The organism is Hydrogenophaga sp., assembly GCF_018780385.1.
Lineage (GTDB): Bacteria > Pseudomonadota > Gammaproteobacteria > Burkholderiales > Burkholderiaceae_C > Hydrogenophaga.
Genome location: NZ_JADMJO010000035.1, coordinates 115,370 through 130,951 on the forward strand (window position 1 = coordinate 115,370; position 15,582 = coordinate 130,951).

Sequence of the window (15,582 nt, forward strand, 5' to 3'; positions counted from 1 at the left end):
CATGAAGATCCTGCTCACCGGTGGTGCCGGTTACATCGGCAGCCACACCGCCGTGGCCTTGGTCGCGGCCGGATTCGACCCGGTCATCCTGGACAACTTCGCCAACAGCCATCCGGTGGTGATGGAGCGCCTGGCCACGATCACCGGCAGGCAGATTGCGCTGGAACGCGGCGATGTGCTGGACACGCCCTGGGTGGAAGATGTGTTGCGCCGCCACCAGCCGGCGGGCGTGGTGCATTTCGCTGGTGACAAGGCGGTGGGCGAGAGCGTGGCGCTGCCACTCAAGTATTTCCACAACAACATTGGTGGCGCGGTGAGCCTGCTGCGCGCCATGGAAACCGCACACACCGACGACCCCGCCATGGCGCCCACGCTGGTGTTTTCCAGCAGCGCCACGGTGTACGGCGACCCCGCCACCGTGCCCATCACCGAAGATTTTCCGCGCAGCCACACCAACCCGTATGGCCACAGCAAGCTGGTGATCGAGGACATGCTCTCGGCACTGGGTGCGGCCAACCCGGCCTGGCGGGTGGGCGTGCTGCGCTACTTCAATCCGGTGGGTGCACACCCCAGCGGGCTCATTGGCGAAGACCCCGCCGGCATTCCCAACAACCTCATGCCCTACGTGGCCCAGGTGGCCGTGGGCCAGCGCGAACACCTCAATGTCTACGGCAACGACTACCCCACGCCCGATGGCACCGGCGTGCGCGACTACATCCACGTGCAAGACCTGGCCGCCGGCCATGTGGCCGCCATCAAGGCGCTGCTGGGTCGTGGAGAGAGTTTCACGGTGAACCTGGGAACAGGCCGTGGCCACAGCGTGCTCGACGTGGTGAAGGCGTTTGAGGCCGCCAGCGGCAACCCGGTGCCCTACCGCGTGGCGCCGCGCCGCGCGGGCGATGTGGCGCAGTGCTGGGCCGACCCTGCCCTGGCCCTGCGGCTGCTGGGCTGGCAGGCCCTGCACACGCTGGACGACATGTGCGCAGATGCCTGGCGCTGGCAGAGCGCCAACCCCTCGGGTTACCGGAGCTGAATGCCAGCTGCGCGGGCTGCCAGGAACATGCCTTCACCCACGCTTGCACCGAAGCGTTTGGCCAGCCGCAGCCCTACGTTTTCGCGGCGGGTGTAGTCCACCAGCTCCTCGGCCTTGACGATCTCCCGCGCCACATAGTCCAGGTTGCCCAGGCCATCGGCCAGGCCCAGGGCCACTGCTTGCTGGCCGTTCCAGACCAGACCGCTGAAGGTGTCGGGCGTTTCTTTCAGGCGGTCGCCACGGCCTTTCTTCACCACCTCGATGAACTGCGCGTGGATTTCCCCCAGCAGGTTCTGCATGAACAGGCGCTGCGATTCGTCTTGAGGGCTGAACGGATCGAGCAGGCCCTTGTTGGCACCGGCCGTCATGAGACGGCGCTCGATGCCGAGTTTCTCCATCAAGCCGGTGAAGCCAAAGCCGTCCATCAGCACGCCGATGCTGCCGACCAGGCTGGCCTTGTCCACGTAGATGTCGTCAGCCGCCGCCGCAATGTAGTACGCGGCAGATGCGCAGGTTTCTTCAACGACCGCATAGACCTTTTTCTCGTGCAGGCCCTTCAGGCGCGTGATCTCGTCGTTGATGATGCCGGCCTGCACCGGGCTGCCGCCGGGTGAATTGATCAGCAGCACCACCGCCTGGGCGCCTTCGTCGTCAAAAGCAGAGCGCAGCGCCGCAACCACGTTCTCCGCACTGGCTTCCGCTCCGGAAGCGATTTCGCCCTTGATTTCCACCACCGCGGTGTGCGGTGTGCTGGTGGTCGAGACGACGCCGTCGCTGGAGTAGATCAGCCAGACGATGGCGCCCAGGATGGCCAGCCACATGAAGCGGGTGAACATCTTCCAGCGGCGTGCCGCCTGTTGCTCGCGGATGGTGGCGAACACCAGCTTTTCCAGCGTGGCGCGCTCCCAGGCCCCGCCGTTGTTGCGGTCGTTGCCAGCGGAGTTGGCCGAGCCCAGGTTGTCGTCGTTCATGGTGCGTGTGTTCTCAGAATTCAACGGGTTTGAGGTGGTATTGTGACCGCCAGTGAATCACCCCATCGAGCTCCAGCAGTTCGATCTTGAACAGCCCGCCGCGACACGGTCCGCCCCGGCATTCCCCTGTTGAAGGCTCATACACCGCACCGTGCGTGGCGCACATCAGCCAACGACCCGTGTCGTCAAAAAAGCGGTCGGGCTGCCAGTCGAGTTCCATCGCCACGTGCGCGCAGCGGTTCAGATAGGCGTGCGGCTGGCCCTGGTAACGCACCGCAAAAGCCCGACAGGTCTGGCCCGCGTAGTTCACGTCGAACGAGACCGCCCTCCCCCCGTCGACCAGATCGCAGCTGTTGCACAGCGGGTGAATCGGGTCGTCGGGCAGTGGCGTCATGGTGGTCTCAGGCGTGCGCTGTGAGCCAGTCGTGCAGTTCGCGCACCGAATGCGCCACATGCAAGGGCTTGAGTTCGTGGAAGGCGTCGGGCTCGTGCGCGCCGTAGCTCACACCCACGCTCGCACAGCCCGCGTTCAGCGCCATCTGCAGGTCGTGCGTGGTATCCCCGATCATGAGCGTGCGCTCGGGCGTCACACTGAACTCGCGCATCAGCTCGTTGAGCATCAACGGATGGGGCTTGCCGGCGGTTTCGTCGGCCGTGCGCGAGCCGTCGAACACGCCAGCGAGTTCCACTGTGCGCAACACCTCGTCCAGACCGCGGCGGCTCTTGCCCGTGGCCACCGTGAGCCAGTGCTGGCGGCTCTTGAGTTCGGCAAGCAGGGGCAGCACGCCCTCAAACAGACTCAGATCATGCTGACGCGCTATGTAGTGGTGGTGGTAGCGCTCGCCGAGCTGCGGGTATTTTTCGGGCGGCACGTCGGGAGCGGCGTAGGCCAGCGCCTGCATCAGCCCCATGCCGATCACGTAGCTGGCGGCCTGGGTAGTGGGCGGTGTGCCGCCCACGTCGGTCACGGCCAGTTGAATGCAGCGGGCAATGAGCGCCGTGGAATCAAACAGGGTGCCGTCCCAGTCGAAGGCGATGAGGTCGTATTGGCGAGGGCGCATGGATCCGTTTCAGACCAGCGCCTGCGCATGGTGGCGCAGGTGGTCTTCGATGAAGCTGGCAATGAAGTAATAGCCGTGGTCGTAGCCCGGGTGGCTGCGCAACACGAGCGGCTGGTCGGCGCCCACACAAGCGTCCTGCAGCAGGTGCGGATGCAACTGCGTGGCGAGGAAAGTGTCGCCCAGGCCCTGGTCGATCAGCAGGGGGGGCACCTTGTGCCCGGCCTTCACCAGCTCGGTGGCGTCGTGCGCGGCCCAGGCCGAACGGTCCGCTCCCAGGTAACCGGTGAACGCTTTCTCGCCCCAGGGACATTGGCTGGGCGCAGCGATCGGCGCAAACACCGAGACGCTCTGGTACAGCCCCGGGTGGCGCAAGGCCAGCGTGAGCGCGCCGTGGCCGCCCATGGAGTGACCGAAGATGCCCACACGGTCGCCCCGCGCCGGGAACTGCGACAGCACCAGAGCACGCAGCTCCTGCGTGATCCAGCTCTCCATGCGGAAATGCTTCGCCCAGGGCATCTCGGTTGCATCGAGGTAGAAGCCGGCACCGTGGCCAAAATCCCACTCGGCGCTGGCGCCTTCAATGCCGGTGTCGCGTGGGCTGGTGTCGGGCGTGACGATCATCAAGCCGAGCTCGGCCGCCATGCGTTGCGCGCCGGCCTTGATGGCAAATGTTTCCTCGGTGCAGGTCAAGCCAGCCAGAAAGAACAGTACCGGCACCGGGCCTTGAGAGGCCTGCGGTGGCACGAACACGCCGAACTTCATCGGCAAGCCGATCTCGGTGGAAGCATGCCGGTAAAAGCCCTGCACGCCACCAAAGCAGCGGTGCTCGCTGAGCGTCTCCAGGCCCATCAAAACTCCACCACGGCGCGGATCGATTCGCCACGCTTCATCAGGTCGAAGCCTTCGTTGATCTGGTCAAGGCGCAGCTTGTGCGTGATCAGGTCGTCGATGTTGATCTTGCCTTCCATGTACCAATCAACGATCTTGGGCACGTCGGTGCGGCCGCGCGCGCCACCGAAGGCCGAGCCTTCCCACTTACGGCCGGTAACCAGCTGAAACGGACGGGTCGAGATCTCGGCGCCGGCCTCGGCCACGCCGATGATGATGCTGCGGCCCCAGCCCTTGTGCGTGCACTCCAGCGCGTCGCGCATCACCTTGGTGTTGCCGATGCATTCAAAACTGTAGTCGGCACCGCCATCGGTGAGCTGGACGATCGCATCAACAACATTGGGCACTTCTTTCGGGTTGATGAAGTGCGTCATACCGAACTTGCGTGCCATGGCTTCGCGCGCGGGGTTGAGATCAACACCGATGATCTTGTCGGCGCCCACCATCTTCGCGCCCTGAATCACGTTGAGGCCAATGCCGCCCAGGCCGAACACGACCACGTTGGCACCCGCCTCGACCTTGGCCGAGAAAATCACCGCACCAATGCCGGTGGTGACGCCGCAACCGATGTAGCAGACCTTGTCGAACGGTGCGTCTTCGCGGATCTTGGCCAGCGAGATTTCCGGCGCCACGGTGTAGTTGCTGAAGGTGCTGGTGCCCATGTAATGAAAGATGGGCTGGCCGTCCAGGCTGAAGCGGCTGGTGGCGTCGGGCATCAGACCCTTGCCCTGCGTGCCGCGGATCAGCTGGCACAAATTGGTCTTGCGGCTCAGGCAGAACTTGCACTGGCGGCATTCGGGCGTGTACAGCGGGATGACATGGTCGCCCTTCTTGAGCGAGGTCACGCCAGGGCCCACATCCACCACGATGCCCGCGCCTTCGTGGCCCAGGATGGCGGGGAAGATACCTTCGGGGTCGGCCCCCGAGAGCGTGTAGTAGTCGGTGTGGCAGATGCCGGTGGCCTTGATCTCCACCAGCACTTCGCCGAACTTCGGGCCTTCCAGATCCACGGTTTCAATGGTGAGAGGCTGGCCTGCTTTCCAGGCGACGGCGGCTTGCGTTTTCATGGTGTGTTCGATGGGTTGATGAGATCGCCGTCGAGGGTACCGCAGATCAGTTGGCGCTGTCCTGCGCACCAATGGATGCCACCACGCCCCCATACCTTGCCAGTGCGTTGAGCAGCATGGTTGCAGCGTCCTCACCGATCTCTTCAAACAGTTCCCGCTCCGCCTTCTTCAGTGCTTTCGAGAACGCGGCCAGCCACACGCGCCCGGCATCGGTGAAGTTCACGATGCGCACCCGCCGGTCTGCCGGATCGGCCAGGCGAACCACCAAGCCCAAGCCTTCGCACTGGTCGATCAACTCCGTCATCGCCGCATTCGTCATGTTCGCGCGCTGCGCCAGCACCGTGATGCGCGTGCCCTCCAGGTCGAGATGGCGGGTGAGGTTGATGTGGGGCAGGCGTGTTTGTCCGTGCCCGGCCTGGGCCATCAGTTCCAGCACGCGGGCCTCGAAGCGCGTCAGCGCGTTGCCCAGAACGCGACCCGCGTTGTGCATGCGCCAGGCGTCCGGCGCGCGGCGAGGTCTGGACGGAGGTTTCTTTTTCGGTACACTCAAAGTATTTAGGCAACCTAAGCAAATAACCGATATGGCAGGTCAATTATCGATGAGCCCGGCGGGTGAGCCGGACGACGAAATCCGGACCGATGTGCTGATCGCAGGCGGCGGACCGTGCGGTCTCATGCTGGCCAACGAGCTCGGTCGGCGTGGCGTGCGCACCCTCTTGGTGGAGCCCAAGCCCGGAACCGCCTTCAACCCGCAGGCCAATGCGACACAGGCCCGAACCATGGAACACTTCCGCCGGCATGGTTTTGCGGCGGAGATCCGCGAACAGGGTTTGCCGGCTGATCACCCGACCGACATCGCCTACTTCACCCGCTTCAGTCAACACGAACTGGCACGGCTTCGCCTGCCCACGGCCCGGCAGGCGACGGCAACCATCAAGAGCATGGGGGGTTCATGGAGTGCTGCGGAGCTGCCCCATCGCGTGTCGCAGAAGCTCGTGGAGGCCACCCTGCTGCGCCACGCCAAACGTTGGCCGAGCAATCACGTCGAGCATGGCTGGCAGCTCGGCCAGTTCACCGACAGAGGGGACGACGTTCAGGCGCACATCACCTCGGTCGATGGAACAAAGTCCCGCACCGTGACGGCGCTATACCTCGTCGGCGTGGACGGCGCCCGCAGCACGGTGCGTCAACAACTCGGCATCGGCTACGGTGGCGCCACCGGCTTCAAACGCGAGTTCATGGGCGGAAAGATGTTCGCGCTGTACTGCCGCGCACCCACGTTCCACGATTCATTCCCCCACGACAAGGCATGGATGTACGTATCGGTGAATTCGCAACGGCGCGCCTTCATAGCGTCGGTCGATGGCCAGAGCGAATTCGCCTTTCATGCGGCGATCCACGAAGGCGAGGACGCCGACGCCTGGACTGAGCACGACGCCAAGCGCATCTTTTCTGAGGCCATGGGGTGTGGGTTGCCCATCGAGGTTTTGTCCATGCTCACCTGGACGGCCGGACATGCGCTGGTCGCGGAGAAGTTCCAGCAAGGCCGGGTCTTCCTCGGCGGCGACGCAGCTCACCTGTTCACGCCCACCGGGGGCCTGGGCTACAACACCGCGGTGGAGGATGCCGTGAACCTGGGCTGGAAGCTGGCCCATGTCCTGCAGGGGCGAGCACCCGAATCGCTGCTCGACACCTACGAGGTGGAGCGCAGGCCGCTGGCCGAGCGCAACACCGCCTATGCCAGACAGTTTGCCGACTCGGTCGGCCTGTTCCGCGCCACGCCCGAACTGGAACAGGACACCGTCGAAGGTGAGCGCGCCCGCCAGGCTGCCTCGGTGCACCTCAACGCGCACGTGCGGCTGGAATTCAACATTCCGGGCGTGACCTTCGGTGGCCGCTACGACGGTTCCCCCATCGTCGTGGCCGACGGATCAAGACCGCCCGACGACAAGCCCAACGAATACGTGCCCACGGCATGCCCGGGCGGACGCCCGCCACACGCCTGGCTGGAAGACGGTCGATCGCTCTACGACTCGTTCCACTTTGAATGGACGCTGCTGGCACTCGGACCGCACGCACCCGACACCGAGCCATTCGAGCGCGCAGCCCTGACAGCGGGGCTGGACCTGCAAGTGGTCCGTCACGCAGCCCCGGAACTGCTGGCGTTGTACGAAGCCCCGATGGTGCTGATCCGGCCAGATCAGATGGTTGCCTGGCGCGGGACGGATGCAACCAACGCCGCGTCAATCCTGGGCACCTGCGTCGGCGTCCCAGCGCCCATAGCCCCGTGAAGCGTCACTCGACCTTCGCGCCGGACTTGAACCACTGCCCGATCAGCGCGCGTTCCTCTTCGGTCAGGCCGGTCGCGTTGTTCATCGGCATGAGGCGCGACACCACCACTTGCTGGTAGACCGCTTGCGCATGCTGCTTCACCGCCTCGGGTGAATCAAGTCGCACGTTCTTGGACTGCACGGCGTTGCCGTGGCACATGACGCAGCGTTGTTCGATCACGGGCTTGAGCTGCGCGTAGGTCACGGAATCGGGTACCGCGACGGCCTGCACCGGCGCGGGCCTGAGCCCGACGATGAGCGCGATCAGCACCACAACTCCGGCGGCCGCATAAGGCCAGGGATGCGCATTGCGGCCGAGCTTGAAGCCGTGGCGCATGACGAAGAACTGACGGATCGCCGCACCCGCAAACATCATCCCGACGAGGATCAACCAGTTCTGGGGATGGGTGTAAGTGAAGCTGTAGTGGTTGCTCAGCATCGAAAACAGCACCGGCAGCGTGAAGTAGGTGTTGTGCACGCTGCGCTGCTTGCCGCGCTGGCCATGGATCGGGTCCACCGGCCGGCCGGCCTGGATGTCGGCCACCACGGTGCGCTGGCCCGGGATGATCCAGAAGAACACATTGGCACTCATGGCGGTGGCGATCATCGCGCCCACGAGCAGGAAGGCCGCGCGCCCGGCAAACAGCTGCGTGGCGAGCCACGCCGCCACGCACACCAGTACCAGCACCAGCGCACCCACCTTGGCGTCGCCGTTCTTGCTCTGGCCGAGCGTGCGGCAGATCGCGTCGTACAGCAGCCAGAACACCACCAGGAAAGCGAGCGCGCCCGCGATGGCCGCGGCCGGGCTCCAAACAAACACGTTGGGATCGATCAGGTAGACGCTCGGGCTCCACAGGTACGAGATGAGGAACAGCGCAAAGCCCGACAGCCAGGTGGAATAGCTCTCCCAGTAAAACCAGTGCAGGTGCTCGGGCAGCTTGGGCGGCGACACCGCGAACTTCACCGGGTGGTAGAAGCCACCGCCGTGCAGGGCCCAGAGCTCACCGCTCACGCCGTCTTTCTTCAGCTGTTCGTCCTGGGGCGGCGTGAGGCTGCTGTCGAGAAAAACGAAATAGAAGGAAGAGCCGATCCAGGCAATGGCCACGATCACGTGCAGCCAGCGCAGCAGCAGATTGGCCCAATCAAACAGGTAGGTTTCCATGGCACCTCAAGGCAACATCAAGGGTTGCGACTCACCACCGCGGGCGCTGTGAGTCGACTGAGGGCCGCGATTGGGCGGGAGTGCGCCCACCTGCTCCGCTGCGACCAAGTGGGCAAAGTGTATACAACTTTTGGAGACAATCAAGGTGTTTTCGAACTGCCGGCACTGGCCTCCACGGCAAGCAACAACTGAGCCACGACCGAAGCCGCGATCACCGCGGGCACCTTGCTGACAATGCCCGGCAAGCCGATCGGGCAGGTCACGCCGCCCAGGTCCTCGGCGGAGAAACCCCGCTCCATGAGGCGATGGCCAAAGGTCGCCCACTTGGTGCGGCTGCCGATCAAACCAATGAAGGCCAGATCGTTGCGCTCCCGCTGGCGCTGCAGGCACGCTGCCACCACGTCCAGGTCTTCGGCGTGCGAGAAGCTCATGATCAGCACGCACGCGCCCGCCGGGAGGTCGCGCACGGCGGCGTGCACCGGTTCGGAATGTTCGGTGCTCACCTGCGGCGGCAGGCTCAACGGAAACACACCATCTCGGCTGTCGATCCAGGTCACGTCGAACGGCAATGGCTCCAGCGCCTGCACGATGGCGCGTCCCACATGGCCACCGCCGAACAGCGCCAGCGGCGTGTGGGCGGGCCGCAGCCGAATGCTCAGTTCCTCGCCGTGCGAAGCATCCACGGGCTCGAAGCGCAGCACCAGAGAACCGCCGCAGCACTGGCCCAGACTGGGCCCGAGCGTGACGCGCTCGTGCCAGCCCTGAAGGGTTTCGTCAGGTTGCTCAGCCCGGCGTGCCAGGGCTTCACGGGCCTGGCGTGTGGCTTTCCACTCAAGATGCCCGCCGCCGATCGTGCCCACTTCGCCGCGTGTCGCGTCGGCAAACACCGCCATCCACGCGCCCACTTCGCGAGGAACGGAGCCCCGCGCTTGCTCAACGGTGATGAGGACCGCGGGAACGTGCGCCAGATTCAGCAGAAAGGTTTCAAGTTCGCTGAGCATGTGTGGCGTCGACGTCAAAAAATAGGTGGGGAGAAGCAAGGTCAAACCAGGCGCGTCAGTATCAACCTTACTGTGCGAAACCTCGCAGTCCAGCCACAATACATTCCATCCACCCGTTCGTATGCGCTCTCGTGGCCATACCGGGGTCCGATCAGTTCAAACAGGCCATCCCACATGAGAGACATTGAACCCGCACCGCAACCGGCTTCACGGCCCGATGCGCCTGTTGCAACCAACCGCGCCGGCCGTGGCTCCTGGGCATGGATGGGGGCGCTCACCGCCGCACTGCTCGCCTCTTGCGCATCCCCGCCTCCGCCCCCACCCCCGGCCCCCCCACCCCTCCCTCCGGCACTGGCTCCCGCACCACCACCCATTTCCGAACTGCCCGCGCCCGACTTCGTGTCCCACGCTGTGTCACCGCTCGACTACCGCAAGGATGGTGCTCGGCACATCTATCAACGCAACGGCCACCGCATCTACAAAGGCCAGTTGCCGCCGCTCATGCACGCGGTGGGCGTGCTGCAGGTCGAGGTGGATGGCCGTGGCAATGTGCGCACCGTGAACTGGATGCGCGCGCCCAGCCATGTGCCCGACGTCATGCGCGAGATCGAACGCACGGTGCGCGCAGCCGCGCCCTTCCCGGCACCGGTGCGCATGGGCAGCGTCACCTACACCGACATCTGGCTCTGGGACAAGAGCGGCAACTTCCAGCTCGACACGCTGACCGAAGGGCAGCGCAGTAAGTGACACCCCCGCGCCGCCTGCGGCGTCACCCCCTCAAGGGGGCGGCACTGGCGGCCCGGCAAAGCCGGTTCCGCGGTGCCCTGGGCCAACTCCCCTTCCAGCGCGACGTGCCTTCACCAAGGATGCGGTGGAACTGGCTCTGCCAGGCCACTCGCATCGCACCCTTGGGGGGTGACGCGAAGCGGCGCGGGGGGTGCAGCGTCAGCTCCCCCTGTACGTGGAGTAACTCCACGGACTCACCAGCAACGGCACGTGGTAATGCTGGTCGGTGTGCGCCACACCGAAGTCCAGCGAGACCCGGTTGAGGAAATTCGGTTCGGGCAAAGCCACGCCCCGGGCCGCAAAATAACCCCTCACGTCGAACACCAGCCGGTAGGTACCCGCCTTCAGGCTCGCGTTGTCGTACAGCGGACCATCGGGGTTGCGGCCGTCCTGGTTCAGCACGAAGCGTTTGACCAGCGTGGCCTGGTCGCCTTGCGTGGTGTGCAGCTCCACCTGCATGCCGGCGGCAGGGCAGCCGTGCATGGTGTCCAGAACGTGTGTACTCAAGCCCATGGTCGTCCTTTGAATGGTTTGCAGTAGACTGAAAGTGTATACACTTTTTGTTTTTCTGGATATGATGATTCCATGGAAACCTCCAGCACCCTGCACATCGTCGAGTCGCTCACCCGGGCCATCGTGGAGCACCGTCTGCACCCGGGCACCAAGCTGGCCGAGCAGAAACTGGCCGACCATTTCGGCGTCTCGCGCACCCTCGTGCGTCAGGCGCTGTTCCAGCTGTCGCAGAACCGCCTGATCCGGCTGGAGCCCGCGCGTGGCGCCTTTGTGGCCGCGCCGTCGGTGGAAGAAGCGCAGCAGGTGTTTGCGGTGCGGCGCATGCTGGAGGCGGAAATGACCCGCGCTTTCGTGAAGACCGTGACCAACGCCAAGATCAAGGCGCTGCGTGAACACGTGGCGCAGGAAAAGCTCGCGGTGAACAACGAGGACGTGGCCGGCCGCACCGAGCTGTTGGGCGACTTCCATGTGCGCATGGCCGAACTCATGGGCAACCGGGTGCTGGCCGAGATGCTGCGCGAGCTCATCTCGCGCTGCGCGCTGATCACGCTCATGTACCAGAGCAACCAGGCCGCCGAGCATTCGAACGACGAACACGCCGACATCGTGAAGGCGCTGGCCGCGCGCGACGAGGAACTGGCCGTGCGCCTGATGGACGAGCACCTGCAGCATGTCGAAGAGAACCTGACCTTCGACCGCAAGCTGCCCACCAACGATATCTCCATGGCCCTGTCATGACCTACGACTCGACACTGCCCTACCCGCGCGACCTGGCCGGCTATGGGCGCGACGTGCCCCACGCTCGCTGGCCGAACGGAGCGCGCATCGCCGTCCAGTTCGTGCTCAACTTTGAAGAAGGCGGCGAGAACAGCGTGCTGCACGGTGACGACGCGTCCGAGCAGTTCCTCTCCGAAATGTTCAACCCCGCGGCCTATCCGGCGCGCCACATGAGCATGGAAGGCATCTACGAATATGGCTCACGCGCCGGCGTGTGGCGCCTGCTGCGCGAGTTCGAGCAGCGCGGCCTGCCGCTCACCGTGTTCGGCGTGGCCACCGCGCTGCAGCGTTGCCCCGACGTGACGGCCGCCTTTGTAAAACTCGGACACGACATCGCCTGTCACGGCCTCAAGTGGATCCACTACCAGAACGTGGATGAGGCCACCGAGCGCGCGCACATGGCGCAGGCCATGCAGATCATCGAAGACCTCACCGGCAGCCGCCCACAAGGCTGGTACACCGGGCGCGACAGCCCCAACACCCACCGCCTGGTGGCCGACCACGGCGGCTTCGCTTATGACAGCGACTACTACGGCGACGACCTGCCGTTCTGGATGAAGGTGAAGAAGACCGACGGAAACCACCACCACCAGCTCGTCGTGCCGTACACACTGGACTGCAACGACATGCGCTTCGCGCTGCCACAGGGCTTTTCGCATGCCGACCCGTTTTTTCAGTACCTCAAGGACAGCTTCGACATGCTCTATGCCGAAGGCAACCCGGCGGGCCTCGACCGGCCCAAGATGATGAGCATCGGCATGCACTGCCGCCTGCTCGGCAAGCCTGGCCGCATGGTGGCGCTGCAGCGTTTCCTGGACCACATCGCGCAGCACGACCACGTCTGGGTGGCGCGGCGCATCGACATCGCCCGCCACTGGCAGCAACACCATCCGGCACCCGTCTGACCCATGACCCCCACCCTGCACCAACTCAACAGCGCAGACCCTGCCGAGGCGATGCGCCTGCTCGACGGGCTGTACGAACACTCGCCGTGGATCGCCGAGCAGGCGCTCGCGCAGCGCCCGTTCGCTTCACTGGCCGCTCTCAAGCACGCCATGGTCACGGTGCTGGCCCACGCAAGCGTGGATGCGCAGCTGACGCTGATCCGCGCCCACCCCGAGCTCGCGGGCAAGGCCATGGTGAGCCAATCGCTCACCGCGGAGTCCACCCACGAACAGACCAAGGCGGGTCTCACGAACTGCACACCCGAAGAGTTCGCGCACATCCAGCAACTCAACGCGCAATACAACGCGAAGTTCGGCTTCCCGTTCATCCTGGCCGTGCGCGGCCCGCGCGGCACGGGTCTCGCCAAGCGCGAGATCATCGCCACCTTTGAACGCCGCCTGGGCAACCCGGTGGACTTCGAGCGCGCCGAGTGCCTGCGCAACATCCACCGCATTGCCGAGATCCGGCTGAACGACAAGTTCGGCTTCGAGCCCGTGCTCGGCAACGAGGTGTGGGACTGGCACGAAGACCTTTCGCGCCACAGCGACCCGGCGTTTGCCGAACAAGGCCAGCTCACCGTGACCTACCTGACCGACGCGCACCGTGCATGTGCTGCCGATCTGGTGGTGCGCATGCGTGAGTGCGGGTTTGACGAGGTCGATATCGACGCAGTGGGCAACGTGGTGGGGCGCTACCACGGCGCCACGCCGGATGCACCCACCCTCCTCACCGGCAGCCATTTCGACACCGTGCGCAACGGCGGCAAGTACGACGGACGCCTGGGCATCTTCGTGCCCATGGCCTGCGTGAAACAGTTGCACGCAGCTGGCAGGCGCTTGCCGTTCGCCATCGAGGTGGTGGGCTTTTCCGAAGAGGAAGGCCAGCGCTACAAGGCCACCTTCCTCGGTTCGGGCGCACTCACCGGACACTTCAACCCGACCTGGCTCGACCAGCAAGACGCCGACGGCGTCACCATGCGCGCAGCCATGCTGCACGCCGGCCTGCCCGCCACGCTGGAGGCCATCGGTGCGCTCAGGCGCGATCCGTCGAAATACCTCGGCTTCGTGGAGGTGCACATCGAGCAGGGCCCGGTGCTCAACGAGATGGACCTGCCACTGGGCGTGGTCACCTCCATCAATGCCAGCGTGCGTTACCTGTGTGAAGCCATCGGCATGGCCAGCCACGCGGGCACCACGCCCATGAACCGCCGGCGCGATGCCGCCAGCGCCGTGGCCGAGCTCGCGCTCCATGCCGAGCAGCGCGCCGCGGCCGATGGCGACTCGGTCGCCACCATCGGCATGCTGCAGGTGCCGGGTGGCTCGATCAACGTGGTGCCGGGCCGCTGCCTGTTTTCGCTCGACCTGCGCGCCCCGAGCAATGCGCAGCGCGACGCACTGGAGCGCGACATCCTCGCGCAGTTGCTCGCCATCTGCGAACGCCGCGGCATCGGTCTCAAGACCGAAGAGACCATGCGCGCCGCCGCCGCGCCCAGCGCCCCCGCCTGGCAGGCCCGCTGGGAAACCGCGGTGAACGCGCTGGGCGTGCCACTGCACCGCATGCCCAGCGGCGCCGGTCACGACGCGATGAAACTGCACGAGGTGATGCCGCAGGCCATGCTCTTCGTGCGCGGCCTCAACAGCGGCATCAGCCACAACCCGCTGGAGTCCACCACCAGCGACGACATCGAGCTGTGCGTGCGCGCCTTCTCGCACCTGCTCGAACAACTCGCCACCGAACACAAGCACTGAAGCCACATGACCACCGACCAACAACTGGATGCCTGGATCGACACCCACTTCGATGAGGAGGTGCGCTTCCTGCAGGAGCTCGTGCGCGTGCCCACCGACACGCCGCCGGGCAACAACGCGCCGCACGCCGAGCGCACCGCCGAGCTGCTCGCCGTCATGGGTCTGAGCGCCGAGAAGCACGCTGTGCCCGCGAATGAAGTCGAGGCCGCCGGCCTGCAGAGCATCACCAACCTGATCGTGCGTCGCCCGTATGGCGCGGGCAAGACCATTGCCCTCAACGCCCACGGCGACGTGGTGCCGCCCGGCGAAGGCTGGACGCACGACCCCTACGGCGGCGAGATCGTGGACGGCAAAATCTACGGCCGCGCCACCGCGGTCAGCAAGTGCGACATCGCGAGCTTCACCTTCGCGATTCGCGCGCTGGAATCGCTGAACGCGAAGCTGGCTGGAGGCGTGGAACTGCACGTGACCTACGACGAGGAATATGGCGGCGAAGTGGGCCCCGACTGGTTGCTCAAGAAGGGCCTCACCAAGCCCGATCTGATGATCGCCGCCGGTTTCAGCTACCAAGTGGTGGTGGCGCACAACGGCTGCCTGCAACTGGAGGTGACGGTGCATGGCGACATGGCGCACGCCGCCATTCCCGACAGCGGCACCGATGCGCTGCAGGGCGCCACGCACATCCTCAACGCGCTCTACGCGCTCAACGCTGACTACCTGAAGGTCACGTCCAGCGTCGAGGGCATCACCCACCCGTATCTGAACGTGGGCCAGATCAACGGCGGCACCAACACCAACGTGATCCCCGGCAAGGTCGTGCTCAAGATCGACCGCCGCATGATCCCCGAGGAAGACCCGGCCGAGGTGGAAGCATCCTTGCGCCGCACCATCGAGCAAGCCGCGGCCAGCTTCAACCCGCCACGCGGCGGCCGCGTCATCAGCGTCGATGTGAAGCGCATCCTGCTGGCGCGGGCGCTCAAGCCCCTGCCCGGCAACCAGCCGCTGGTCAAGGCAATCCAGAAACACGGCCAGGCAATCTTCGGCGAAGCCATTCCCGCTGTGGGCACGCCGCTCTACACCGATGTGCGCATTTACGGCGAGCACGGCATCCCCGGCGTGATCTACGGCGCGGGCCCGCGCACGGTGCGCGAGTCGAATGCCAAACGCGCCGACGAGAACCTGGTGCTGGAAGACCTGCGGCGCGCCACCAAGGTGATCGCACGCACACTGTTTGAGTTGCTCCAGCCAGCCTGAGTTTCCCTCTTGCGCGAGCCCTGACCGGGGGCACAATGAATTCACA

General features: G+C 65.2%; 16 protein-coding genes. 7 read left to right on the forward strand and 9 right to left on the reverse strand.

Annotated features, from left to right (window positions below; all coding sequences use genetic code 11):
- The first annotated feature begins 1 nt into the window (after position 1).
- Complete coding sequence (galE, locus tag IV113_RS13800; RefSeq protein ID WP_291086032.1) at positions 2-1,033, forward strand: UDP-glucose 4-epimerase GalE; 1,032 nt, start codon at positions 2-4, stop codon at positions 1,031-1,033.
- On the opposite strand, the gene IV113_RS13805 is transcribed toward galE, so the two are convergent.
- The 6 genes from IV113_RS13805 to IV113_RS13830 are packed head-to-tail and all read right to left on the reverse strand — an operon-like array spanning position 1,021 to position 5,510.
- Positions 1,021-2,004 (reverse strand): S49 family peptidase, encoded by a 984-nt coding sequence (locus IV113_RS13805; RefSeq protein ID WP_291086035.1) that lies wholly within the window; start codon positions 2,002-2,004, stop codon positions 1,021-1,023. The two genes, galE and IV113_RS13805, sit on opposite strands and share 13 nt — an antisense overlap.
- Positions 2,005-2,017: 13 nt before the next feature.
- Positions 2,018-2,398: a Rieske 2Fe-2S domain-containing protein gene (locus IV113_RS13810; RefSeq protein WP_291086037.1), complete on the reverse strand. Its 381-nt coding sequence runs from the start codon at positions 2,396-2,398 to the stop codon at positions 2,018-2,020.
- Between the two features lie 7 nt (positions 2,399-2,405).
- Positions 2,406-3,065 carry an HAD-IA family hydrolase gene (locus IV113_RS13815; protein ID WP_291086040.1) on the reverse strand — a complete coding sequence of 220 codons (660 nt, stop codon included), beginning with the start codon at positions 3,063-3,065 and terminating at the stop codon, positions 2,406-2,408.
- 9 nt (positions 3,066-3,074) lie between these two features.
- Positions 3,075-3,914, reverse strand: a complete 840-nt coding sequence (gene fghA / locus IV113_RS13820) for an S-formylglutathione hydrolase (RefSeq protein WP_291086043.1) — start codon at positions 3,912-3,914, stop codon at positions 3,075-3,077.
- Positions 3,914-5,020: an S-(hydroxymethyl)glutathione dehydrogenase/class III alcohol dehydrogenase gene (locus IV113_RS13825; protein ID WP_291086046.1), complete on the reverse strand. Its 1,107-nt coding sequence runs from the start codon at positions 5,018-5,020 to the stop codon at positions 3,914-3,916. Before IV113_RS13825 ends, fghA begins: the two co-directional genes overlap by 1 nt.
- Positions 5,021-5,066: 46 nt before the next feature.
- Positions 5,067-5,510: a MarR family transcriptional regulator gene (locus IV113_RS13830; protein ID WP_291086049.1), complete on the reverse strand. Its 444-nt coding sequence runs from the start codon at positions 5,508-5,510 to the stop codon at positions 5,067-5,069.
- Between the two features lie 91 nt (positions 5,511-5,601).
- On the opposite strand from IV113_RS13830, the gene IV113_RS13835 reads away from it, so the two are divergent.
- A complete protein-coding gene (locus IV113_RS13835; protein WP_291086052.1) occupies positions 5,602-7,311 on the forward strand; it encodes an FAD-dependent oxidoreductase in 1,710 nt (569 codons plus the stop codon).
- 4 nt (positions 7,312-7,315) lie between these two features.
- On the opposite strand, the gene IV113_RS13840 is transcribed toward IV113_RS13835, so the two are convergent.
- The gene (locus tag IV113_RS13840) at positions 7,316-8,512 is read right to left on the reverse strand and encodes a urate hydroxylase PuuD (RefSeq protein WP_291086055.1); all 1,197 of its coding nucleotides are present in this window, start codon (positions 8,510-8,512) and stop codon (positions 7,316-7,318) included.
- Positions 8,513-8,652: 140 nt separating this feature from the next.
- The gene (xdhC, locus tag IV113_RS13845; protein ID WP_291086058.1) at positions 8,653-9,513 is read right to left on the reverse strand and encodes a xanthine dehydrogenase accessory protein XdhC; all 861 of its coding nucleotides are present in this window, start codon (positions 9,511-9,513) and stop codon (positions 8,653-8,655) included.
- Positions 9,514-9,777: 264 nt separating this feature from the next.
- Here xdhC and IV113_RS13850 point away from each other — a divergent pair, with 264 nt between their 5' ends.
- A complete protein-coding gene (locus IV113_RS13850; RefSeq protein WP_291086128.1) occupies positions 9,778-10,260 on the forward strand; it encodes a hypothetical protein in 483 nt (160 codons plus the stop codon).
- 198 nt (positions 10,261-10,458) lie between these two features.
- Here IV113_RS13850 and uraH read toward each other — a convergent pair whose 3' ends face one another.
- Positions 10,459-10,812 (reverse strand): hydroxyisourate hydrolase, encoded by a 354-nt coding sequence (uraH, locus tag IV113_RS13855; protein WP_291086062.1) that lies wholly within the window; start codon positions 10,810-10,812, stop codon positions 10,459-10,461.
- Between the two features lie 72 nt (positions 10,813-10,884).
- Here uraH and IV113_RS13860 point away from each other — a divergent pair, with 72 nt between their 5' ends.
- The 4 genes from IV113_RS13860 to IV113_RS13875 are packed head-to-tail and all read left to right on the forward strand — an operon-like array spanning position 10,885 to position 15,536.
- A complete protein-coding gene (locus tag IV113_RS13860; RefSeq protein ID WP_291086065.1) occupies positions 10,885-11,550 on the forward strand; it encodes a GntR family transcriptional regulator in 666 nt (221 codons plus the stop codon).
- Positions 11,547-12,494, forward strand: a complete 948-nt coding sequence (puuE, locus tag IV113_RS13865) for an allantoinase PuuE (RefSeq protein ID WP_291086068.1) — start codon at positions 11,547-11,549, stop codon at positions 12,492-12,494. The genes IV113_RS13860 and puuE overlap by 4 nt, the downstream gene beginning before the upstream one ends.
- 3 nt (positions 12,495-12,497) lie before the next feature.
- Positions 12,498-14,282, forward strand: a complete 1,785-nt coding sequence (gene uraD / locus IV113_RS13870) for a 2-oxo-4-hydroxy-4-carboxy-5-ureidoimidazoline decarboxylase (RefSeq protein WP_291086071.1) — start codon at positions 12,498-12,500, stop codon at positions 14,280-14,282.
- A 6-nt stretch (positions 14,283-14,288) separates the two neighbouring features.
- Positions 14,289-15,536, forward strand: coding sequence for an ArgE/DapE family deacylase (locus IV113_RS13875; RefSeq protein ID WP_291086074.1), 1,248 nt, complete (start codon positions 14,289-14,291; stop codon positions 15,534-15,536).
- Positions 15,537-15,582: the final 46 nt, after the last annotated feature.